The organism is Pseudactinotalea terrae (genome assembly GCF_009733845.1).
GTDB classification, from domain to species: Bacteria; Actinomycetota; Actinomycetes; order Actinomycetales; family Beutenbergiaceae; genus Pseudactinotalea; species Pseudactinotalea terrae.
This window is the reverse complement of record NZ_WNXZ01000001.1, coordinates 156,187-178,408: the sequence shown is the minus strand read 5'-3', so window position 1 is coordinate 178,408 and position 22,222 is coordinate 156,187. Positions and strand designations below refer to the sequence as shown.

General features: G+C 71.3%; 17 protein-coding genes. 5 read left to right on the top strand and 12 right to left on the bottom strand.

Annotation, left to right across the window (positions count from 1 at the left end):
• Positions 1 to 33 precede the first annotated feature (33 nt).
• The 3 genes from GPA03_RS00855 to GPA03_RS00845 are packed head-to-tail and all read right to left on the bottom strand — an operon-like array spanning position 34 to position 3,189.
• Positions 34 to 1,557 carry an extracellular solute-binding protein gene (locus tag GPA03_RS00855; RefSeq protein WP_156250120.1) on the bottom strand — a complete coding sequence of 508 codons (1,524 nt, stop codon included), beginning with the start codon at positions 1,555 to 1,557 and terminating at the stop codon, positions 34 to 36.
• Between the two features lie 13 nt (positions 1,558 to 1,570).
• The gene (locus GPA03_RS00850) at positions 1,571 to 2,212 is read right to left on the bottom strand and encodes a YesL family protein (protein WP_156250119.1); all 642 of its coding nucleotides are present in this window, start codon (positions 2,210 to 2,212) and stop codon (positions 1,571 to 1,573) included.
• A gap of 2 nt (positions 2,213 to 2,214) precedes the next feature.
• A complete protein-coding gene (locus tag GPA03_RS00845; protein WP_156250118.1) occupies positions 2,215 to 3,189 on the bottom strand; it encodes an ABC transporter permease in 975 nt (324 codons plus the stop codon).
• A gap of 301 nt (positions 3,190 to 3,490) precedes the next feature.
• Between GPA03_RS00845 and GPA03_RS00840 the strand changes: the two genes are divergently transcribed.
• Positions 3,491 to 5,443 carry a DUF6807 family protein gene (locus GPA03_RS00840; RefSeq protein ID WP_241681015.1) on the top strand — a complete coding sequence of 651 codons (1,953 nt, stop codon included), beginning with the start codon at positions 3,491 to 3,493 and terminating at the stop codon, positions 5,441 to 5,443.
• On the opposite strand, the gene GPA03_RS00835 is transcribed toward GPA03_RS00840, so the two are convergent.
• The 5 genes from GPA03_RS00835 to hemE all read right to left on the bottom strand — a co-directional run bounded on the left by GPA03_RS00835 (position 5,440) and on the right by hemE (position 10,956).
• A complete protein-coding gene (locus GPA03_RS00835; RefSeq protein WP_156250117.1) occupies positions 5,440 to 6,759 on the bottom strand; it encodes a protoporphyrinogen/coproporphyrinogen oxidase in 1,320 nt (439 codons plus the stop codon). The genes GPA03_RS00840 and GPA03_RS00835 overlap by 4 nt on opposite strands.
• A 28-nt stretch (positions 6,760 to 6,787) precedes the next feature.
• Positions 6,788 to 7,588, bottom strand: a complete 801-nt coding sequence (locus GPA03_RS00830; RefSeq protein WP_156250116.1) for a carbohydrate ABC transporter permease — start codon at positions 7,586 to 7,588, stop codon at positions 6,788 to 6,790.
• Positions 7,585 to 8,457: a carbohydrate ABC transporter permease gene (locus tag GPA03_RS00825; RefSeq protein WP_156250115.1), complete on the bottom strand. Its 873-nt coding sequence runs from the start codon at positions 8,455 to 8,457 to the stop codon at positions 7,585 to 7,587. Before GPA03_RS00825 ends, GPA03_RS00830 begins: the two co-directional genes overlap by 4 nt.
• 3 nt (positions 8,458 to 8,460) lie before the next feature.
• A complete protein-coding gene (locus GPA03_RS00820; protein ID WP_156250114.1) occupies positions 8,461 to 9,831 on the bottom strand; it encodes an extracellular solute-binding protein in 1,371 nt (456 codons plus the stop codon).
• Between the two features lie 66 nt (positions 9,832 to 9,897).
• On the bottom strand, positions 9,898 to 10,956 hold the full coding sequence (gene hemE / locus GPA03_RS00815; RefSeq protein WP_156250113.1) for a uroporphyrinogen decarboxylase: 1,059 nt from the start codon (positions 10,954 to 10,956) through the stop codon (positions 9,898 to 9,900).
• Between the two features lie 228 nt (positions 10,957 to 11,184).
• Between hemE and GPA03_RS00810 the strand changes: the two genes are divergently transcribed.
• Together GPA03_RS00810 and GPA03_RS00805 are read left to right on the top strand one after the other, a co-directional pair.
• A complete protein-coding gene (locus GPA03_RS00810) occupies positions 11,185 to 12,432 on the top strand; it encodes a glutamyl-tRNA reductase (RefSeq protein ID WP_162458212.1) in 1,248 nt (415 codons plus the stop codon).
• Positions 12,433 to 12,443: 11 nt separating this feature from the next.
• The gene (locus tag GPA03_RS00805) at positions 12,444 to 14,243 is read left to right on the top strand and encodes an ABC-F family ATP-binding cassette domain-containing protein (protein WP_156250111.1); all 1,800 of its coding nucleotides are present in this window, start codon (positions 12,444 to 12,446) and stop codon (positions 14,241 to 14,243) included.
• 22 nt (positions 14,244 to 14,265) lie between these two features.
• Here GPA03_RS00805 and GPA03_RS00800 read toward each other — a convergent pair whose 3' ends face one another.
• Genes GPA03_RS00800 through GPA03_RS00785 form a run of 4 tightly spaced genes read right to left on the bottom strand, consistent with a single transcriptional unit; the run spans position 14,266 to position 17,905 of the window.
• A complete protein-coding gene (locus GPA03_RS00800) occupies positions 14,266 to 15,267 on the bottom strand; it encodes a glycine betaine ABC transporter substrate-binding protein (protein WP_241681014.1) in 1,002 nt (333 codons plus the stop codon).
• An 11-nt stretch (positions 15,268 to 15,278) separates the two neighbouring features.
• Positions 15,279 to 16,052 carry an ABC transporter permease gene (locus GPA03_RS00795; RefSeq protein ID WP_156250109.1) on the bottom strand — a complete coding sequence of 258 codons (774 nt, stop codon included), beginning with the start codon at positions 16,050 to 16,052 and terminating at the stop codon, positions 15,279 to 15,281.
• Positions 16,045 to 17,271: an ABC transporter ATP-binding protein gene (locus GPA03_RS00790; protein WP_241681013.1), complete on the bottom strand. Its 1,227-nt coding sequence runs from the start codon at positions 17,269 to 17,271 to the stop codon at positions 16,045 to 16,047. The genes GPA03_RS00795 and GPA03_RS00790 overlap by 8 nt, the downstream gene beginning before the upstream one ends.
• Complete coding sequence (locus GPA03_RS00785) at positions 17,264 to 17,905, bottom strand: ABC transporter permease (RefSeq protein WP_156250108.1); 642 nt, start codon at positions 17,903 to 17,905, stop codon at positions 17,264 to 17,266. Before GPA03_RS00785 ends, GPA03_RS00790 begins: the two co-directional genes overlap by 8 nt.
• A 224-nt stretch (positions 17,906 to 18,129) precedes the next feature.
• On the opposite strand from GPA03_RS00785, the gene GPA03_RS00780 reads away from it, so the two are divergent.
• Together GPA03_RS00780 and GPA03_RS00775 are read left to right on the top strand one after the other, a co-directional pair.
• A complete protein-coding gene (locus GPA03_RS00780) occupies positions 18,130 to 20,658 on the top strand; it encodes a DEAD/DEAH box helicase (protein ID WP_156250107.1) in 2,529 nt (842 codons plus the stop codon).
• A 100-nt stretch (positions 20,659 to 20,758) separates the two neighbouring features.
• Positions 20,759 to 22,222 (top strand): HNH endonuclease, encoded by a 1,464-nt coding sequence (locus GPA03_RS00775; protein ID WP_156250106.1) that lies wholly within the window; start codon positions 20,759 to 20,761, stop codon positions 22,220 to 22,222.

Below are 22,222 nucleotides of genomic sequence, written 5' to 3'. Positions count from 1 at the left end.
GCCACGGCACGCTGCCGTGGCCGGCACCGCGGATCAGCCGTTGGCTGCGGCGTACGCCTCGTTGAGCTCGGTCAGGATCTCCTCCAGACCTTGCGAGTACGTGGCCTCGACGACGGCCTCGTAGTCCGCCATCTCGATCTGGCCGTCCATGTACTGGAAGTACGCATCCTGCACGGTGGTCCAGATCGTCGACCAGCTGCGGTCGTACGCGTCGGAGCTGAGCCCGGAGGCGGGGTTGATGACCGCGAACTCGGCCTGCTCCGCCATCAGTGCGTTGCCCTCGTCGACGTAAGGCGTAGCGCTCGGGTAGGTCACCACGGTGTCCGAGGGGCGCGAGCTCGAGTAGGGCTGCACCTGCTGCTCCCACGCGGTCTGGTCGGTGATCGTGACGACACCGTCGCCGTCGAGCTCGTAGTGCGTGCCCTCGATGCCGTTCGTCATGAGGTCGAACGCCTCCTCGTCCAGCAGCGAGTCGATGAAGCCGAGGACGTAGCGCAGACCCTCCTCGGTCGGCACGTTCTCCTTGGAGATCGCGAGCACGCCACCCACGCCACCGCCGGTGTCCGAGACGATCCGGCGCGGCACGTCTGCGTAGGTCATGTCGTTGATCAACGCCCAGGCCATCGGGGTGTTCGGGTCGGCGTTCTCCGCCAGTGCCATGTAGTTCTTGGCCTCGAACAGCCCGGTGATGACGATGCCACCGCGGCCCTGCGCGATCGCGTCCTGCTGGTTCGTCTTCTGGAGGGTGATGAACTCCTGGTTGACGTAGCCGGCCTGGTACAGCTCGCGGTACCACTCCATCGCCTCCTTGAAGGCGGGCGTGTCGAACGAGGCCACGAGCTGGCCGTTCTCGTCGAGCTCGATCTTGTCGCCGGCGCCGAAGTAGCCGGCGATCGTGCGGAACGTGAGCTGGAAGCTCTCCGCACGGTCGAGGATTCCCGTCGTGTCGTCGACACCGTTGCCGTCGGGGTCGTCCTCGGTGAAGGCTCGCGCCACCTCGGCGAGCTCCTCCAGCGTGTGCGGCTCCTCGAGGCCGAGGTTGTCGAGCCAGTCCTGGCGCACGAGCACGCCGTAGCGGGCGATCACCTTCTGGATCGGGACGCCGTACAGGACGCCGTCGATCCGGGCGCCGTCGATCGTGAGCTCGTTGATCTGCGAGAGGTTGTCGAACTCGCTCAGGTACGGCTCGACGTCCCAGAACATCCCTGAGCCGAGGGCGTTGCGGATCGCGCTGTTGTCCAGCGGCGAGAGCCCCGTCACGTCGGCGAGCTGGTTGGCGGCGAGCACCGCGTTGATCTTCTCGCTGTAGGAGGGCGCGGGCACCCACTCGATGTCGAAGGTGGCGCCGGAGTGCTCCTCGAGCGCCGTCTCGATCGGGCCGTCGGCCTCGGGTGTCGTGGGCGTGTGCACGGTCGACATCCAGCGGATGGTGTCGCCCGGCTGCAGCCCTTCGCCACCGCCGTCTCCGCCGCTCGTGCCCCCGCCGCCGCACGCGGTAGCGGTCAGCGCGAGCGCGCCGACGGCCGCAACCGCGGCCAGCAGTCGTCGTCTCATCATCGTTGTGGTCCTCTCATCCTGGGGAGTGCGCGGGGACCCGCGCCGTGTGATCGGTCTGGTGGTCGAGGCCGCTGAGCACACGGCGGGTGATCAGGCCGGCAGCGGTGGCGGGCAGCCCGACCCCGAAGAGCAGCAGCAGCGGCGCGGCGTGGTGCGCGAGCAGCCAACCCAGTCCCGCCACGGCGGCCGCGCCGATGATCGTCAGGTGCAGCGAGCCGACGCCCAGCAGCACCGCGCTGGCGAGCTGTCGCGGGATCGTGTCGACGTCGAGCGCCGCCATCACGAAGAACACGTAGGCCGCGATGATGCCGAGGACGGCGAGCATGACGACGTTGAGGGCGCGCACGGTTCCGCTCTCCACACGCAGCAGGTTGACGGTGATCACGCCGGCGGCTGCGAGCAGGATCCAGCCCATGAGCACCGGGCGCCAGCCCTGCTCTCGGCAGTAGCCGAGGAAGGTGCGCGTCACAGGCGGCGTCTGCCCCAGCCGGAACCACCGGTCCACATAGGTGGCGATCGCGTAGGAGGCCGGTCCGAAGCCGACGACGACCAGGCCGAGCAGGGTCACCGCGACCCACAGGATGTTGAGCCACGCCATCCGGTAGACGCCGCTGAGGAAGCCGTTCAGCCGCGCGAAGCCCTCGAAGGAGAACATGGCTAGTAGACGCCCTCTTCACCGAACTTCTTGGACATCCGGTTGGCGAGCACCACGAGGATCAGGCCGACGAGACCCTTGAAGAGGCCGACGGCGGTGCCGTAGGAGAGCTGGCCGTTCTGGAGCCCGGCGGTGAACACGTAGGTGTCGAAGATCTCGGCGACCTCGCGGTTCAGCGAGTTGAGCAGCAGGTACATGTGCTCGAAGCCGAGCTCGAGGATGTCGCCGATCGACAGGATGAACATCACGACGATCACGGGCCGGATGGCCGGCAGCGTGATGTGCCAGGACTGGCGCATGCGGCCTGCGCCGTCGAGCTCGGCGGCCTCGTAGAGGCTGGTGTCCACCGCCGTCATCGCGGCGAGGTAGACGATCGTGCCCCAGCCGGCCGACTTCCAGATGTTCTGCAGCACGTACAGCGGACGCAACCAGTCCGGATCCGTGAGGAACGAGATCGAGTCGCCACCGAGCGCGGTGATCAGGTTGTTGATGGCGCCCCGGTCCGTGGTGAGCAGCACGTAGAAGAGCGAGACGACGATCACCCAGGACATGAAGTGCGGCAGGTAGATCACCGACTGCACGCTGCGCTTGAAGACGCGGCCGCGGAGCTCGTTCAGCATCAGCGCGAGGACGATCGGCACCGGGAACGCGAAGACCAGCAGCAGCGCCGAGACCACCAGGGTGTTGCGCAGCAGCATGAAGAACGTGTCTTCGGTGAAGAAGCGCACGAAGTGCTCGAATCCCACCCACGGGCTCCCACTGATGCCGAGGAACGGCTGGTAGTCCTGGAATGCGATGGCGAGCCCGCCCATGGGCAGGTACTTGAAGAGCAGGAAGTACGCGATGCCCGGGATCGCCATCAGGTAGAGCGTGCGATGGCGCCAGATCGTCTTCCGGAAGCCGCGTGCGCGTGCGGGCTTCGGTGACCGGTCGAGGCGCGCGTGCTCGACGGGCCTCGTGAGCGTGGGCGCGCTCATCGCAGCCCAGCCGTTGCCGAGTTGGCCATGCTTCGTTGCCTTCCGCTCCACGTCGAGCGCCAGGGTTCGGCAATCCGACCCAGGCTGAGTAACCGGTTTCTGACAGGTTCGAGTCACTATAGACATAGCCCGCCAACGTCAGCAACACCAAGGTTGGGAGTCCGCGCAGAACTCAGCAACCGGTTACCATCTGCCTGTGGCGCGCCTGCCGAGACAACGAGGATGGGTCCGGTAGCGTCCAGTCCGTGGGGTCCCCGCTGGTCGGCGGGCTCCGTCACAGGCCTCGAAGGAGTCGACAGCCGTGCCGCAGTCACGCAACGCGAGCAAGCCCGCGACGATCGACGACGTCGCGCGTGCGGCCCAGGTCTCCCGCGCCACCGTCTCGCGTGTGATGAACGGCAAGGCGACCGTCGACGCCGAGCTGGCGCGCCGCGTGCAGGCCGCCGCTGACGAGCTCAGGTACCACCCCTCCACCACGGCCCGGAGCCTGTCGCTGGGCCGGACCAACACCGTGGCCGTGGTGGTGCCCGACCTCGGGAACCCGATGTTCCAGGAGGTGCTGGCAGGTGTCAGCACGGCTGCGGGCGAGCGCGACTACCGCGTGCTGGTCGCGGACACCTCGGGTGACCCGGGCGAGGAGGTCCGCAGCATCTCGGACGCCCGGCGGCGTTGTGACGCGATCGTGCTGGTCTCCCCCCGGCTGGGCGAGGCCGAGCTGCGGGCGCTGCTGCCCACGCTGCACCCGGTCGTCGTCGTCAACCGGCTGCCCGATGGCATCACCCCCACGATCGGCGCTGACTACGCCGCGGGTGCGGTCCTGGTGATGGAGCACCTGACCGCGCTCGGCCACCAGCACCTCGTCTACCTCGCCGGCCCCTCGCGCAGCGAGCCCAACCGGCAGCGGATCGACGCGATGCGGCGCTTCGCCGCGAGTCGCACCGAGGTGCGGCTGACCGAGCTGCCCGGCGGCGCCTCGATCGCCTCGGGCTACCGAGCCGGCGAGGCCGTCCTCGAGTGCCGGGCCACCGCCGTCGTCGCCTACAACGACCTGGTCGCCTTCGGCCTGCTGGCCCGGCTCAACGAGCTCGGCGTCGCCGTGCCCACCGACATCTCCGTGACCGGGTTCGACAACATCGCGCTGTCGCGGTTCTCGCTGCCGCCGCTCACCACCGTCTCGGTGCACCACGGGCAGCTGGGTGAGCTGGCGTGGCAACAGCTGACGGCGCTGCTCGACGGCGTCGGCAGGACCGACCCGCCGCTGTGGGTCCCCGAGCTCGAGCCGCGCGCCAGCAGCGGGGTGGTCCCGGCCACCGTGCACGGCCTGCGGCGGGAGGCGCAGCGCGCCGCGACCGCGCCGCCCCCGGTGCTCACCGGCGTGCAGTGGCGTGACGACCCCGTGCGCGACGACGCGGGCCACTGCCTGATCGGCACCCTTGCCGACGGCAGCGAGATCGACCTCGTGCGCTCGCTCGACGGCGCCGAGATGCCGCCCGTGCACTCCCCGCGGCCCTACCTGCACCCGGTGCGCACCGCGGCGGGGCTCGACCTCACCGAGGTCACCCCGGCCGACCACCGCCATCACTACGGTGTCTCGATGGCGGTCGCGCTCGTCAACGGCACGTCGTTCTGGGGCGGCCGCACCTACGTGCGCGACGAGGGCCCGACGCTGCTCGCGAACCACGGTCGCCAGCAGGTGCTCTCCGAGCATGCCGAGGACGGCACGCTGCAGCAGGAGATCCTGTGGTCGGACGCGCAGGGCGGCGACCTGCTGAGCGAGCAGCGTGAGCTGCGGGCTGCTGTGATGAGCGAGCACGCGTGGTCGCTGCGGTGGCGCTCCGAGCTGCTCGCCGATCAGCGTGACCTCGTGATCGAGTCACCCGCGACCGCCGGTCGCCGTGGCGCGGGTTACGGCGGCCTGTTCTGGCGCCTCGGCCCTGCCACCACCACGACCGTGATGGGCTCGCACGGCGAGGGCCCGGACGCGATCCACGGCTCGATCTCACCCTGGGTGGCGTTCGTGCAGCATCGTGGCCCGCGGGTCGCCACGCTCGTGCTCGCCCAGGATCCCGATCATGTGCTGCCGTGGTTCCTTCGCGCCAGCGACTACGTCGGCGCGGGCCCCGCGCTCGCCTGGAGCTCCCCGCTGCAGGTCGGCAACGGCGCCACCCTGACCGTCAGCCTCGGCGCCGTCATGCTCGACGGCGCGGCGACCGCCGAGGAGGCCGAGCACCTCGCCGCTCAGGTCTGGGCCTAGGCACCGAGCCGCGCAGCGGCGCCGACCGCGTCCGTGACCGACCACGCCAGTCCGGTCCCGGCGAGCCACCCGCCGGTCGCCTCGAGCGCCTCGACCTCCGCCAGCCGCTCCCGCACCTGCTCGCGGTGCGCCGTCATCGATGGCTCGACGGCGGAACATGCCATGGCCCACCGGGTGCGGTCGCTCGCGCGCAGATCGGCGGCCGACCAGTCGCCACCCGTGAGGGTTCGCGCGTCCTCGAGGGCACGCATCACGAGCGCCTCGTCCGTGCCGTCGAACGCGTCGTAGGTCAGGCGCAGCACCACGCGGTCGCCGGCCTGCTCGGCGAGCCATGCCCACTTGGCGCTGGAGAAGGTGAGCGCGCGGGCGCGGACCCGGTCACCGCCGTCGGCGACGATCACGCCCGAGGCCCGGGCTCCGCCGTCGTGCGCCAGCACGAGCGTGACCAGGTCGACCGGACGCGGTCCGGGCCAGGACCTGCCGGCCGCGGCGAGAGGCTCGGGGAGGCCGCTCGGCCACCACCACGGCGGGCACGCGAGGAGCAACCGGTCGGCGTGGATCACGGTGTCGTGCGACGTCCGCACGCGCCAGCCGAACAGATCGGGCTCGACGGCGGTCGCCGCTGCGGGCACCGTCGTCGCACCGTGCGTGACGAGCTCACCGACGATCGCGTCGGCGATCTGGTGGATGCCACCGGAGAGCCCGCCGAGCTGGCCGGAGCCGCCACCGAGTGCGGCCGCGAGCGACCCGCGCTCGGCGAGCCGGTCGAGCACCCCGGGCAGCAGCACGTGCGGGGCTACGGTCTCGATGTCGAGCCGGTGCACGCCGGCCACGAGGGGTCGGGGCCAGGCGTCGAGGACGGCATCGCCCATGCGGGCACGCACGAGGGCGCCGAGGCTCGCCGCGTCCGCGCCCACGGCAGCGGGCAGCGAGGCGTCCAGCCGAGCCCGCTCGAGTCCCTCCTCCCCCAAGGCGCTGAGCGCAGGGTCGGCGAGGTCGGTGGGGATGCCCAGCACGGCGCCGTCGGGGATCCGCGTGGAGCCGTCGGGGCGGTACACCCAGGTGCCCACGGGTTCGGGCGAGCACGCGCGCTCGGCGAGCCCGAGCTCGGCCAGGAGATCGGGGACCGCGCCGCCACGGGTCGCGAAACCCTCGGCACCGACGTCGACCTGGAGACCGTCCAGCTGCCGCCGGGCCACGGCGCCGCCCAGCTCGTTCGGCTCGAGCAGCGTCACGCCGTGACCGGCACGGGCGAGCATGCGCGCGGCGACCAGACCGGAGATGCCGCCACCGATCACGACTGTCGAGCTCAGCATCGTGCGAGCCTACGGCGTGGCTCACCACTCATTCCCGCACAGCCCCTTCGACCATGCCGCGGATGAAGTGACGCTGCAGGAACAGGTAGACGACCACGACCGGCAGCGCCACGAGCACCGCAGCGGCGGCGAGCAGCCCGGTGGCCTGCACGTGCTGGCCCTTGAACAGCGCCAGCGCCAGCGGCGCGGTGCGGAACGTGCCGTTGGGGCTCATCACCAGCGGGATCAGGAACTCGTTCCAGGTCCACATGAACACGAGCAGCACCAGCGTCACCACGGCGGGCCGCCCGATCGGGACCAGGATCGACCAGAGCGTGCGCCACGATCCTGCGCCGTCGATCCGCGCCGCCTCCATCACAGGCCGCGGCGCGGAACGGAAATAGGCACGCATCCAATACGTGCCGAACGCGATCGACTGAGCGATCTGCGGCAGTGCGACAGCCCACAACGTGTTCGTGAGACCGAGGGCCCGCAGGTCGTAGAACAGCGGCACCACGATGGCCTCGGTAGGCACCATCAGCCCGAGCAGGAACAACGGGAACAGCCAGCCGGACCCGCGCACCGCCATCGTGCCGAACGCGTAGCCGGCCAGCAGCGAGGCGAGCACCGCGACGACCACGACAACCACCGCCACGGTGGCGGAGGTGAGCATGTACCGGCTGAACTCACCCTCGGTCCAGGCCTGGCGGAACACCTCGAGGCCACCGGGCGAGGTGGTGCTGGGTGCCAGCGCGGTCGCCAGCGCGATGCCGATCGGGGCGATCGCGAACGCCGCGAACAACGCCAGCACCACGTAGTTGGCTGCGCGCTCGGCGCGCGAGACGATCACGGCTCGCTCCGGTCGACGACCCGGTTCACGACCATGTTGATCGCGAAGATCAGCACGGTCAGCGTGACGGCGATCGCCGCGGCCGAGCCCACCGCACCCTCGCGGAAGGCCCGCTGGAACACCTCGTAGGCGGGCACCGTCGTCGAGGTGCCCGGCCCGCCACCGGTGGTGACGTAGACGAGGTCGAAGGTCTTGAGCGCCGCGACGATCGTCAGCGTCAGCGCGACCGCGATCTCGGGGCGGATCGAGGGCAGCGTGAGCGAGAAGAACTCCCGCACCGCGCCCGCGCCGTCGAGCCGCGCGGCCTCGTACTGCTCACGCGGCAGTCGCGCCATGCCGGCGAGCAGCAGCACCGTGACCAGACCCATCTGCACCCAGGTGCCGACCATCCCGACGGCGGGCAGGGTCCAGGTGTAGTCGCCGAGCCACGTGCGGGTGAGCTGATCGAGCCCGATCGCACGCAGCGCCGTGTTGAGGGTGCCGTCGGGTGCGTAGATCTGCCGCCAGGCCACCGCCACCACCACCATGGCGATCACCTGCGGCAGGAACACCACGGTGCGGAACAGCCCGAGCCCGCGGACAGCTCTGTCGCGGTTGAGTACGGCCGCCAGTACCAGCCCGATCGCCAGCGGCAGCAGCGAGAAGAAGCCGATCAGCACCAGGGCGTGCGCGAAGGCGGCCCGCAATTGCTCCTCCTGCACCAGCGCGAGGTAGTTGTCCAGGCCGACGAAGGCCGAGGCGCCCAGCCCGTCCCAGGAGTACAGCGAGTACTGCACCGAGCGCGCCAGCGGGTAGAGGAGGAACCCGCCGAACAGGATCAGCGCCGGCGCCAGGTAGGCGTAGGGCACCCAGCGGCGGCCTGACCGCACCGCTCAGCCGCCTTGCGTGAAGGCGCTGTAGTCGGCCTCGAGCCCTTCCAGGAACTGCGTGGGATCGGCCTGCCCGCCGATGAGGTCCTGCAGCCCGGCACCGAGGGTGTCCCCCATGGAGGGCGTCGCCCAGTCGAGGTAGGGCAGCAGGTGCCCGCTCTCGCTGACCGTGCCGAACGCCTCGAAGATCTCGGCGTTGACGCCGGAGCTCGGGGCGAGCTCGGCGGTGCGGTTCACCGGCATGTTGCCGGTCTCCGCCAGCACCTGCATCGCGTCGTCGCTGGTGATGAAGTCGATGTAGGCAGCGGCCGCCGTCGCGTTCGGGCTCTGCGCCGTGATCGCGAACGGGAGCCCGGTGCCACCGGTGGTCGCGATCGGGCCGCCGGCCTCCACGGGCGGCGGCGCCATGAAGCCCACGTCGTCGCCCATCGCGGCCTCGAGGTCCGCGGCAAGCCACGAACCGCCGATGAGGAAGACGGCGGAGCCCTCGGAGAAGGACTGCCAGGCGGCGTCGTAGTCGGTCCCGTTGGGTCCGTCGTTGAAGTAACCGGCCTCGACCCACTGCTGCAGCTCGGCGGCGGCCGCCTCGTTCTCCGGCGTCATCCAGGAGGCGCCCGCGTTGCCCATGCCGAGGGCGGTGATCTCGTCGGCGGGGACGTGCTGGCCCTGGATCGGGCCGAACACGTGCCCGGCGGGCCAGCCGTCGAGGTTGCCGAGCTGGATCGCCGTCGCGCCGCTGCTCTGCACGGTCGCCAGCGCGGCGGTGAAGTCCGACCAGGTGCCGCTGCGCAGCGACTCCTCCTCGACACCGGCGGCCGCGAGCGCGCTGCGGGAGTAGAAGATGCCGACGATCTCGCCGGTCTGCGGCAACCCGTACAGCGCGCCCTCGCCGAACGTGGCGCCGCCATCCCCGTAGGAGGACACCGCGAGCACGGACTCGCTGTAGCGCTCACGCCAGCCGTAGGCGTCGGCGTAGTCGTCGAGGTCGAGCAGCAGCCCGGCCTCGACGAACGCGCCCATGGTCCCGCGGGTGTTGTTCGCCTGCACCACGTCGGGCGCGTCGTCGCCCGTGAGCGCGCCGCGCAGCGTGGTCTCCAGGTCGTCGAAGGACTGCGAGACGCGGTCGATCGTGACGTTGGGGTACAGCTCGGAGAACGCCGCGTTGAGCTGGGTCATCTGCTCGTCCTGGCCGCCGCGGACCTCCTGGTCCCACACCGTCAGCGTGATGTCGCCGAGAGCGGCGACGTCGGTGCTGATCTCCTGCGGCTGCTCCGACGTGGGCTCCTGGGTGCCCGATCCCGGCGCGCACGCCGCGATCATCAACGCCAACCCGAGCCCGGCAGCGGTCGCAGCGGTCACGGTCGAGGGTCTCATCGATGCTCCTTCAACGTGAAACGGCGGGCATCCGTGCCGCGCCGCGCCAGTCTGCCACGCCCGTCGCTACAGGGCGTGGATCAGCTCGACGAGCCGGGTGAGGACCGCGGGGTCGGCGCCGGGCGGTACGCCGTGGCCGAGGTTGACCACATGCCCGGGCGCGGCACGGCCGGCCTCGACGACCGCGCGCACGTGGCCCTCGAGCACCTCCCACGGAGCGCCGAGCAGCGCCGGGTCGATGTTGCCCTGCAGCGGCACGCCGGGCACGAGCGCCGCCGCCTCGTCGAGCGGTGTGCGGTGGTCGACGCCGACGACGTCCGCAGCGGTGGACATCGCCGGCAGCAGGTGGCCGGTCCCGGTGCCGAAGTGCACGGTCGGGACACCCTGCGCACGCGCACCTGTCAGCGCCGCCGTCGAGGCCGGGAGCACGGCCCGCTCGTAGTCGGCGAGCGAGAGCGAGCCCGCCCACGAGTCGAAGAGCTGGACGGCGCTCGCACCGGCAGCGACCTGGGCGAGCAGGAACGCCGAGGACAGCTGCGCCGTCCACGACATCAGCTGCTGCCACGCCTCCGGGTCGGCGTGCATGAGGGTGCGGGCGGCGAGCTGGTCCTTGCTCGGGCCGCCCTCCACGAGGTAGGCGGCGAGCGTGAACGGAGCGCCCGCGAAGCCGATCAGCGGTGTCCCGCCCAGCTCGGCCACCACGATCCGCACCGCCTGGGCGACGGCGTCGAACGCCTCGGGCGTGGCGCCGTCGGGTGCGTGCGCGACCAGGTCGCGGACGTCGGCTGCCGTGCGGACCGGGTGCGCGAGCACCGGCCCCTTGCCGGGGACGATCTCGACGTCGACGCCCACCATCTTCAACGGCACCACGATGTCGCTGAACAGGATCGCGGCATCCACACCGTGACGCCGCACGGGCTGGAGCGTGATCTCGGCCGCCAGCGCGGGATCGAGGCAGGCATCGAGCATCCGGGTGCCGACCCGTAGCTCCCGGTACTCCGGCAGCGACCGGCCGGCCTGCCGCATGAACCAGACGGGCAGCCGGTCGGGGCGCTCGCCGCGGTAGGCGCGCAGCAGCGGCGCGGAGGCCAGCGCGGGGTGGGGGTTCAGCTCGACGGTCGGCACCCCTCGATCGTGCCACTGTCTCCGCCCGCCCAGTCGCGACACCGTGTCGCCTCAGCCTCGCCTCGCGGCCACCGTGAGATCGCACACCGCCGGTGAGTGCGCACACCGCACCGTGCGCCGTCACCGTGGATGTGCGCACTCACGCCCACCGGCCGGCGGTCCGTGCCCACGTGCTGGACGTGACGGGGCGTCATCACCCGGAAACATGATCGCGCCTACCCTGGAGCGGTGCTCGTCTGCCTGGGAGCGAGTCACCGCACGGCCACGTTCGACCTGCTCGAGCGTCTCGCCTCGGGGCTCGCGGATGTCGCCGCACCGGCCGCTGCTCGCGGTCGGGTCACGCTGGCGACCTGCAACCGTTACGAGCTCTACCTCGACATCGAGGACGCGGACGACCCGGCGGACCTCGTCGCCGACGTCGCACGCGCCGCGCAGCTCGAGCCCGAGGAGCTCGCTGACGGCATGCGGGTGATCGCGGGCAACCGCGTCAGTGCGCACCTGTTCGCGGTCGCCTCCGGGCTCGACTCGATGGTCTTCGGCGAGCGCGAGATCACCGGCCAGGTGCGCCGCGCGCTCGCGGAGGCCCAGCGCGACGGCGTCACCACGCCTCAGCTCGAGCGCCTCTTCCAGGGCGCGACCGCCACCTCCCGCGAGGTCCGGGCCATCAGCGGCATCAGCGAGGGCGGGCAGTCGATCGTGCAGCTCGCGCTCGACCTCGCGGGCAGCCGCCTGGGCGGGTGGCGCGCCGCCCGCGTGCTCGTGATCGGCTCCGGCAGCCATGCGCGCGCCCTGTGCGCCGCGCTCGTCGAGCGCGGCGTCCGCGCCATGGACGCGTGGTCACCCTCGGGGCGGATGCTCCCCCACCCGGCCGTGCGGATGGTCGACGGCGACGATCTCACCTCCGCGCTGGGAGCCGCCGACCTCGTCGTCACCTCGACCACGCTCCAGGCGCTGACGCGCGAGCGGCTGCTCGCCGCCCGCGGCGCCTCGACCGAAGCGACCCTCGTCGTCGATCTGGGCATGCCGGCGAACGTGGATCCGGCCGTGGCCGAGCTCCCGGGCGTCGACCTGCTCGACCTGCCGACGATCGGTCTGCACGCCCCGGTGCCGGAGCTGCAGGCGAGCGCGCAGGCCCATGACCTGGTCGAGTCCGCAGCTGATGCGTTCGACGCCAGCGCAGCCGCCGGTCCGGTGGTCACCGCGTTCCGCGAGCACGTGATGCGCCTGCTCGAGCAGGAGCTCAAGCGGATGCAGGCGCGCCCGGGCACGTCGGTCGAGACGGCCGAGGCCACCGAGCGTGCGCTGCGCCACTTCGCCGGGGTCCTGGTGCACGGCCCCACCACCCGGGCCCACACCCTCGCTGTCGAGGGTCGCCTCGACGAGGTCATCGCCGCGGTCGAGACGCTCTACGGCCCCTCGGCCGCACCGCAGCACGCCGACGGCGCCGTGGCAGCGACGACCGCGTCCGCACCTTAGGCTGGACCCTCGTGGCTCACCTCCTCGGCGCAGAATCGGTGAGCGTCTCCTACCCCACCGCCCAACCCCTGCGCAGCGTCACCGTCGGTGTCGACGAGGGGATGCGGATCGGGATCGTGGGCCGCAACGGGGATGGCAAGTCCACCTTGCTTCGCGTGCTGGCACGTCTGCAGGAACCCGACGACGGTCGGGTCACCCACCGGGGCGGGCTCCGGGTCGGGATGCTCGGTCAGACCGATGACCTCCACGACGGCGCCACGATCAGCCAGTCCGTGCTCGGCGATCTCGCCGACCACGAGTGGGCGGCCGACCGCCGATCCCGCGAGGCGGTCGACGCGCTCGTGGGCGACCTCGACATGGAGGCGACGATCGGCACCCTCTCGGGTGGGCAGCGACGGCGCGCCGCACTCGCCGCGCTCCTGCTCGGCGACTGGGACGTGCTGGTCCTCGACGAGCCCACCAACCACCTCGACGTCGACGCGATCACGTGGCTCGCCGCCCACCTGCGGGAGCGCTGGTCGAAGGACCAGGGAGCGCTGCTGCTCGTCACCCACGACCGCTGGTTCCTCGACGAGGTCGCCACCACCACGTGGGAGGTCCACGACGGCATCGTGGACCCCTTCGAGGGCGGCTACGCCGCCTACGTGCTGCAGCGCGTCGAGCGGGACCGGCAGGCTGCGGTCGCCGAGGTGAAGCGGCAGAACATGATGCGCAAGGAGCTCGCGTGGCTGCGGCGCGGGGCGCCGGCACGCACGTCGAAGCCCAAGTTCCGCATCGACGCCGCCAACCAGCTGATCGAGGACGTACCGCCGCTGCGCGACCGCGTGGAGCTGTCCCGGATGGCGACCGCACGCCTCGGCAAGGACGTCGTCGACCTGCACGGCGCAGGCGTCAGCTTCGGCGACAAGGAGGTGCTGCGTGACATCGAGTGGCGCCTGGCGCCCGGTGAGCGCACCGGGATCGTGGGCGGCAACGGCTCCGGCAAGTCCACGCTGCTGTCGTTGATCGCCGGCACCCTGGCACCCACCGAGGGCCGCGTCAAGCACGGCAAGACCGTGCGGATCGGCAGCCTCGATCAGCAGTTCGGCGAGCTTGCCACGATCAGCGACGACCGCGTCCGCGACGTGCTCGCCCGCTTCAAGACCACGTACACGATCGACGGCTCCGACCTCACCCCGGCGCAGCTGCTGGAGCGGCTCGGCTTCGACCGGGCACTGCTCTCGGCGCGGGTCGGCGACCTGTCCGGCGGGCAGCGCCGTCGCCTCCAGCTGCTGCTCGTGCTGCTGGAGGAGCCCAACGTGCTGCTGCTCGACGAGCCCACCAACGACGTCGACACCGACACCCTCGCCGCCATGGAGGACCTGCTCGACACCTGGCCCGGCACGCTGATCGTCATCAGCCACGACCGGTACCTGCTCGAGCGCGTCACCGACAACCAGTACGCCATCCTCGACGGCCGGCTCCGGCACCTGCCCGGCGGCGTCGAGGAGTACCTGCGGCTGCGCAAGGACCGCGGGACCACGACGGCGCAGCTCACCTCTGCGGTGAGCTCACCGCCGTCGTCGGACCAACGGGCGGAACCCGCGCTCGGCGGCGCCGAGACGAGGGCCGCGCGCAAGGAGCTGGCCGCGATCGAGCGCCGGATGGACAAGCTCGCCACCCAGGTGACCGAGCTTCACCAGCAGATGGCCGTGCACGACTCCTCGGACTACACCGGGCTCACCGAGCTGGGCGACCGGCTCCGCGCGCTCGAGACCGAGACGGCCGAGCTGGAGGAACGCTGGCTCGAGGTGTCCGAGCAGGTCGGCTGACCGGGCTGAGCACGGCACCGGCTCAGGGCTCGGTGACCATCCCCAGCTCGAGCAGGAAGTCGAACGCGACGTCGGCCGGGAGCTCGCCACCCTCGTCGACCCGCAGGTTGAGCTGTTGCAGTCGCTCGTCGGTCAGCTCGGCCGCGAGCGTGCTGTAGATCTCCTCGAGCGCGGGGTACTCCTCGAGCGTCTCGGTGTTGATGACCGGCGCCACGTTGTAGGCCGGGAAGTAGCCGAGGTCGTCCTCGAGGACCACGAGGTCGAGGCTCTCGATGCGGCCGTCGGTGGTGAACACCTCGCCGAAGTTGCAGGTCCCGGCATCGGTCGCGGTATAGACCGCGCCGGTGTCGAAGATCATGATGTTCTCGTTCGGCACGCCCTGCGGGTCGCCGCGTGGGATGTCGTACGTCTCGAGCATCGGCCCGAGGCCGTCGGCACGCGAGTTGAACTCGGCCTCGACGCAGAAGGTCCGGTCCTCGACGGGCAGCGCGGCGAGCTCACTGAGCGTCGAGACGCCGTCGAGCTCCTCGACCGCCTCGGACCGCACCGCGAACGCATAGGTGTTGTTCAGGGGCGCCGGCGGCAACCAGGTCAGACCGTTGGCGGCGTCGGCGTCGCGGACCGCCTGCCACTGCTCCTGCTGGTCCGGGATGCCCTCGGCCTGGCCGAGGTAGGTCAGCCAGGCGGTGCCGGTGTACTCGAACGTGATGTCGGCCTCGCCCGAGAGCATCAGCTCGCGCACGGGCACACTGCCCGGCACGTTCGTGAGGTCGGTGACCGTGAACCCGGCGGCCTGCGCCACGATCACGGCCATCTTGCCGAGGATCAGCTGTTCGGTGAAGTTCTTGCCGGTCACGGTGATCGAGGCGTCCTCGGGCAGGCCCTCGATCCCCTCGATCGAGCCAGGGGCGCTCTCGGGCGTGTAGGCAGTCGCCGGGTGCAGACCGCAGGCGGCGACCACGCCGACCGACAGCCCGGCCAGCAGGGCGCCGACGCGACGTCGGGTACCTCGCGCTGCATTCATGGTCCTCGCCATCACATTCCCTTCGGCCGGGCGACGTGCTCGACCACGCGGCCGGCCCAGTCGATCAGCAGCGCCAGCAGCGCCGTCAGCAGGGCGCCGGTCACCAGCACCCGGAGCTCGTACAGGTTGACGCCCGTGGTGATGAGCAGCCCGAGGCCACCGCCGTTGATGAAGCTGGCGAGCGCCGCGGTGCCCACGAGGAGCACAAGCGCGGTACGGACACCGGCGAGCATCACGGGCACGGCCAGCGGAAGCTCGACACGGAACAGCACCGCAGGCGCGGTCATGCCCATCCCCCGGCCCGCCTCGACGAGCCGCTGGTCGACACCGCGGATCCCGATCATCGTGTTGCCCAGCACCGGTAGCGCCGCGTAGACCACCAGCGCGATGATCGCCGCCCAGAAACCGTTCGGAAGGAACGGAGCAGCCGCGATCAGCACGATCAGGCCGACGGCCGGCGCCGCCTGCCCGAAGTTCGCCACTGCCAGCACCGGGCCTGCGACCTTCTTGAACCGGCCGCGCGTGAGCAGCACCCCGAGCGGGATCGCGATCACGAGCACGATGGCAGTGCCGACCAGCGTCAGCAGCAGGTGCTCACCGATCAGCTTCACGAGCGCGCCGGCGTTGAGGGTCTCCGCCTCCGTCGCGGTCAGCTCGGCCGTCCGCAGCCAGACCACGAGTGCGAGCGCGGCAGCCACGATCGCCACGAGCTGGAAGATCAGCGGTCGCCACGGGCGTGCCGCTGAACCGGTGCCGGCTGCTGGTCCGGCGATCGCCTCAGCCATCCTGTGTCACCTCGGCGTTGGTGCCCACCGGTGCGCCGCCGATGTCGTCGCCGGCAGCGTCGCGGACCGCGCGGATCGCCTCCATGACCACCTCGACCGTGATCACACCCACGAACACGCCCCGGCGACCGGTGACGATCGCCGCGCCCGCGCTGGAGACCAGCATCTCGTCGAGCGCATCGTTGAGCGTCGCGTCCTGACCCACGATCGGGGTCGTCTCGTCCACCGCGTCGGCGAGCGTCGTCAGGCGTGAGAGCTGACGCCTCGAGGGCCAGCCGATGGGGCGGTCACGCTCGTCGAGGATGACCGCGTGCCCGTGCTTGGCCTGCTCGACCCGCGCCAGCACGTCGGCTGCGGCCTCGCCGGGTCGCGCCGTGACCGCCTCCCTGAGCTCGACGTCCCGTACCCGCCGCAGGTTGAGCTGCTTGAGCCCGGCACCGCTGCCGATGAAGGACTCGACGAACTCGTCGGCCGGTTCGGCCAGGATGCGTTCGGGGGTGTCGTACTGCACGATCTGCGCGCCCTCGCGGAAGATCACGATCCAGTCGCCGAGCTTGACCGCCTCGTCGAAGTCGTGGGTGACGATGACGATCGTCTTGCGCAGCTCGTGCTGGATGCGGATCAGCTCGTCCTGCAACCGCTGCCGCGTGATCGGGTCCACCGCGCCGAACGGCTCGTCCATCAGCAGCACGGGCGGGTCGGCCGCCAGTGCCCGCGCCACGCCCACGCGTTGCTGCTGGCCGCCCGAGAGCTCCTTGGGGTACCGGTCGCGGTAGGTGTCCGGATCGAGCGAGACGAGGTCGAGCAGCTCGGTGGTGCGCTCCTCGATGCGCTGGGCGTCCCAGCCGAGCATCTTCGGCACGATCGCGATGTTCTGCGCGACCGTCATGTGAGGGAACAGGCCGCCGGCCTGGATCACGTAGCCGATGCGACGACGCAGCTGGTCGCCGTCGATGTCGGTGACGTCCTCGTCGCCGAGGACGATCCGGCCGTCGGTCGGCTCGATCAGCCGGTTGATCATCTTGAGCGTGGTGGTCTTGCCGCAGCCGGACGGCCCGACGAGCATCACGACCTGCCCGGCGGGGATCTCGAGGGTCACGCCGTCGACGGCGGGCGTGGTCTGCCCGGGATAGCGCTTGGTCACGCCCTCGAGGCGGATCGACTTGCCGGTGATCTGGCTCTCGTCGCCCTGGGGCAGGGCGGTGGCGGTGTCAGACACGGATACCTCTCGGTGTGGTCAGTCGCCCGATGGCGACGAGGACGAGGTCGAGCACGAGCGCGAGCAGGATCACGCCGACGACGGCGGTCACGATCGACTCGATCGAACCGGCTCCCCCCATCCGGGAGAGCCCTTGGAAGATGAGGCCGCCGAGCCCGGGGCCGAGCACGAACGCGGCGACGGCGGCGACACCCATCACCATCTGCCCCGAGATCCGCACCCCGGACAGGATCACCGGCCACGCGATCGGCAGCTCGACCCGCCAGAAGGTGCGGAACCGGCTCATGCCGATCCCGCGCGCCGACTCGACGACGCCGGGGTCGACGCCGGCGAGCCCGACGACCGCGTTGCGCAGGATCGGCAGCACGGCGTAGAAGACCACGACGACGACGGCGGGGGTGACGCCGAACCCGAGCGGCGCGACCATCAGGCCGATCAGCGCGAACGACGGGATCGTCAGCCCGATCGCGGTGACGCCGTTGGCGAGCGAGCTCGCGGCCTGGTTGCGGTACACGAGGGCCGCGACCCCGACCCCGATGACCGTGGCGATCACCAGGGACTGCGCCACGAGGCTCAGGTGCTGTACCGAGGCGAAGGCGATCTCGTTGAACCGCCCGGCCAGGAATTCCCCCATGCGCTCGACCCCATCAGTTTCGTATGTATGTTTCGCGTCACGTAGTCTCGCCGTCCACCCCTCCTGGGAAACGGCGGTCAGCACGTTATCGGGTCGGTCAAGACATGTCCAACGCAGGATCAACGGAGAGCCTCGATCCCGCCTCGGTCAGATAGCGGCGGCACACACCAGGTTGCTCCTGCGCATAGGCTCGTCGGAGTCGATGCGCAACCGGGAGGAGCGTCATGAGCCTCGCCGGGGCACAGGATCAAGGCGCCGATGCGGCGGTCGAGGCGGTCACCGCGTGGGCTGCGGGTCGCGGTCTGGAGCTGTACCCGCACCAGGAGAGCGCGCTGCTCGAGGTTGCCTCGGGCGCGAACGTGATCTGCTCGACCCCGACGGGATCGGGCAAGTCGTTGATCGCGATGTCGGCTCACACGGTCGCGCTGGCCGAGGGCCGCCGGACCTACTACACCGCTCCGCTGAAAGCGCTGGTCAGCGAGAAGTTCTTCGATCTGGTCGATCTCTTCGGGGCCGATCTGGTGGGCATGGTCACCGGTGACGTCGCGATCAACGCCGACGCCCCGATCATCTGCTGCACCGCCGAGATCCTCGCCAACCTCGCGCTGCGCGAGGGCGAGCTGGCCGACGTCGGGCAGGTGGTGGCCGACGAGTTCCACTACTACGCCGACCCGCAGCGCGGCTGGGCGTGGCAGGTGCCGCTGCTGGAGCTGACGCAGGCGCAGTTCGTGCTGCTCTCGGCGACCTTGGGCGACGTCAGCGCGATCGCCGAGGACCTCACCACACGCACCGGCCGACCGACCGCTGTGATCGACGACGCTGCCCGGCCCGTGCCGCTGACCTACGCCTACTCGCTCGAGCCGTTGGCCGAGCTGCTGCAGGAGCTGGTCACCACGCACCGCGCGCCGGTCTACGTGGTGCACACGAGCCAGGCTGCCGCGGTCACGACCGCGCAGGCGCTGACGTCCACCCAGGTCGCCACACGCGCGCAGCGGGACGCGATCGCCGCGTTCCTCGACGAGTACAGGGTCACCTTCTCGCGAGGCTTCGGCAGCACGTTGTCTCGGCTGCTGCGGCACGGCATCGGCGTGCACCACGCGGGCATGCTCCCCCGCTACCGGCGGGTGGTGGAGCGCCTCACGCAGGCGGGTCTGCTGCCGGTGATCTGCGGCACCGACACGCTCGGGGTGGGCATCAACGTCCCGATCCGCACCGTGGTGCTCACCTCGCTGGTGAAGTTCGACGGCGTTCGGCAGCGCCACCTGAGCGCTCGCGAGTTCCATCAGGTCGCGGGCCGCGCCGGCCGCGCCGGGTACGACACCCTCGGCGAGGTCATCGTGCAGGCGCCCGAGCACGTCATCGAGAACGCGAAGGCGCTCGCCAAGGCGGGCGACGACGAGCGCAAGCGCCGCAAGATCGTGCGCAAGCAGGCTCCTGCCGGCCAGGTGAACTGGACCGACAAGACCTTTGAGCGGCTGCGCGACGCGGCACCCGAGCCGCTGACCTCGCAGATGCGCGTGACGCACGCCATGGTGCTCTCGATGCTGTCCCGCTGGGGCGACCCGGTCACGGCGATGGCCAAGCTCCTCACCGACAACCACGAGGCCCCCAGCCCCCGCAACACGCTGGTACGCGACGCGTTGAGGATCTACCGATCGCTGCGCGCGGCCGGGATCGTGGAGAAGCTGGCCGAGCCGGACGCCCAGGGCCGGCAGGTCCGGCTCGCGACCGAGGTACCGATCGACGTCGCGCTCGACGCACCGCTCTCGCCGTTCGCGCTCGCGGCGCTGGAGCTGCTCGACCCCGAGGACCCGAGCTTCGTGCTCGACGCCGTCTCGGTGGTCGAGGCGACGCTCGAGGACCCGCGACCGCTGCTGATCGCACAGGATAAGGCTGCGCGCGGCGAGGCGATCGCGGCGATGAAGGCCGACGGCGTCGACTACATCGACAGGATGAACGCCCTCGACGACATCACCTACCCCCGCCCGCTCGAGGAGCTGCTGAGCGCGGCCCTCGCCGAGTACGCGCAGGCGCACCCGTGGGTGGACGACCACGAGCTGAAGCCGAAGTCGGTGGTGCGCGAGATGCTCGAGCGCGCGATGACGTTCGGTGAGCTGATCTCCTCCTACGGCATCGCCCGCAGCGAGGGTGTGCTGCTGCGGTATCTCACCGATGCCTACCGCGCGCTGCGCCGGATGGTGCCGCCGCACCTGCGCACCGAGGAGCTCGAGGACGTCGTCGAGTGGCTGGGCGCCACGGTGCGCGGGGTGGACTCCTCGCTGCTGGACGAGTGGGAGTCGCTCGCCTCGGGCGGTGCGCTCGCACGCCTCGAGAGGCCCGAGGACGACGACGGCGACATGGCACTCGCGCCCCCGGTCCGGCCGATCACCGACAACGTGCGCGCGTTCCGCGTGATGGTCCGCAACGCGATGTTCCGCCGCGTGGAGCTGCTGGCACGGGAGGCGTACGACGAGCTGGGCGATCTCGACGGCGCGGCCGGCTGGGACGCCGCCGCCTGGCGAGCCGCCGCGGACCCCTACTGGGACGAGTACGACGACCTCGGCATCGGCCCGGAGGCCCGCGCCCCCTCGATGCTCGGCATCGAGGAGCGGGGCGACGCCTGGGTGCTCACCCAGATCCTCGACGACCCCGCCGGCGACAAGGACTGGCGCCTGACCGCCGTCGTCGACATCGCCGCGAGCGTCGCCGAGGGCGAGCCAGTGCTCCGGATCGAGCGGCTCGGCCCGCTCTGATCGCCACCAGGCCCCGCCGCGCCGACCCGGGGTCCCGCGAAGCGTGTCGGGGACCCGTCGCCACGACGTCGATGTCGTACCTCTGTTCTATCGTGAATCCATGGCCAGGACGAGCGGATCCGAGCGGGGCGGGGCACCACTGGCTGGCGCCCGGGATGTCGCTGCGCTCAGGGCTGCCGCACAGACCGCGTTCGAGGCACTCGGCGCGGCTGCCGTCGCCGGCATCGACCGCGGTACGGCCGTCGACATGGGCGAGCGCCCGGACGCGGGCGCAGCACTCGTCGACCTGATCTCGGACGTGGAAGATCTGATCGCTGCGGCAGCGGCGGTGCAAGCGCGGGCCGCGGTCGACCTGGACCGCGTGCGGCGGGCGCAGGAGGCCGAGCGTGGTATCGCCGCGGCCCGGCGCGGTCGCGGCGTCGCGGCGGAGGTGGGGCTGGCGGCCCGGACCTCGGGATCGCGCGGCAGCAGGATGCTGGGCTTGGGCAAGGCCCTGTGCCTGGAGATGCCACACACGATGGCGGCACTGGCAGCCGGGCGCCTGTCGCCGTGGCGAGCGACGCTGCTGGTCAAGGAGTCTGCCTGCCTACCGACGGAGGATCGGGCGCGCATGGACCGGGACCTGTGCCGCGACCCCGGGGTGCTGGCGGGCTTGGGCGACCGTCAGATCGGGGACGCCGCCCGCACCTGGTGCGCGCGCGAGAACGCAGCCGCAGTGGTCGAGCGCAGGGCCAGAGCCGAGTCCGAGCGACGCGTCAGCATCCGTCCCGCACCCGACGCCATGGTCTACCTCACGGCGCTGCTGCCGGTGGCCGAGGGGGTCGCCGCCTTCGCGGCGCTCAGCCAGCACGCCGATGCCGCGCGCGCTCGCGCCCTCGACGAGAGCGGCGGTGCCCGTTCCCGTGGCCAGGTGATGGCCGATGCGTTGGTGGCCGCCGTGACCGGCCGTCCTGAGGGCTCGTGCCCACCGGTCCTCGTCAACCTCGTGATGACCGATCGTGCGCTCTTCACGGGCGACAGCGAGCCGGCGGTGCTGCCTGGCTTCGGACCGGTGCCGGCAGCGACCGCACGTGAGCTCGTCGCACGATCGAACGGTGAGGCAGGGGCGTGGGTGCGCAGGCTGTACGTCGCACCGAGCACCGGTGACCTCGTCGCGATGGACAGTCGCCGGCGCCGCGCCCCGAAGGGGCTGTCCCAGCTCATCGGCCTGCGTGATGGCGGCCGCTGTCGCGTCCCCTGGTGCGACGCCCCCATCCGACACATCGATCACGTGGTCCCGGCCGCGCGAGGCGGCCCCACCAGGAAGCGGTACCTCCAAGGCACCTGCGAGGCGCACAACTACGGCAAGGCGGCGCTCGGGTGGCATGCGGAGCCCGCCGAGGTGGAACCGGGCAGCCGGCACCGAGTGGTGACCACCACACCGACCGGCCACACCTACAGCGGTACCGCTCCCCCGCTGCCGGGCGCGCAGGAGCATGCGCACCCACCCGCCGAGCTGTGGCGCGTGGCGGATCCCTCCCCCGGCGAGCGTGTGCTCGCCGACCTCAGCTGGCGGGTCGCCTGA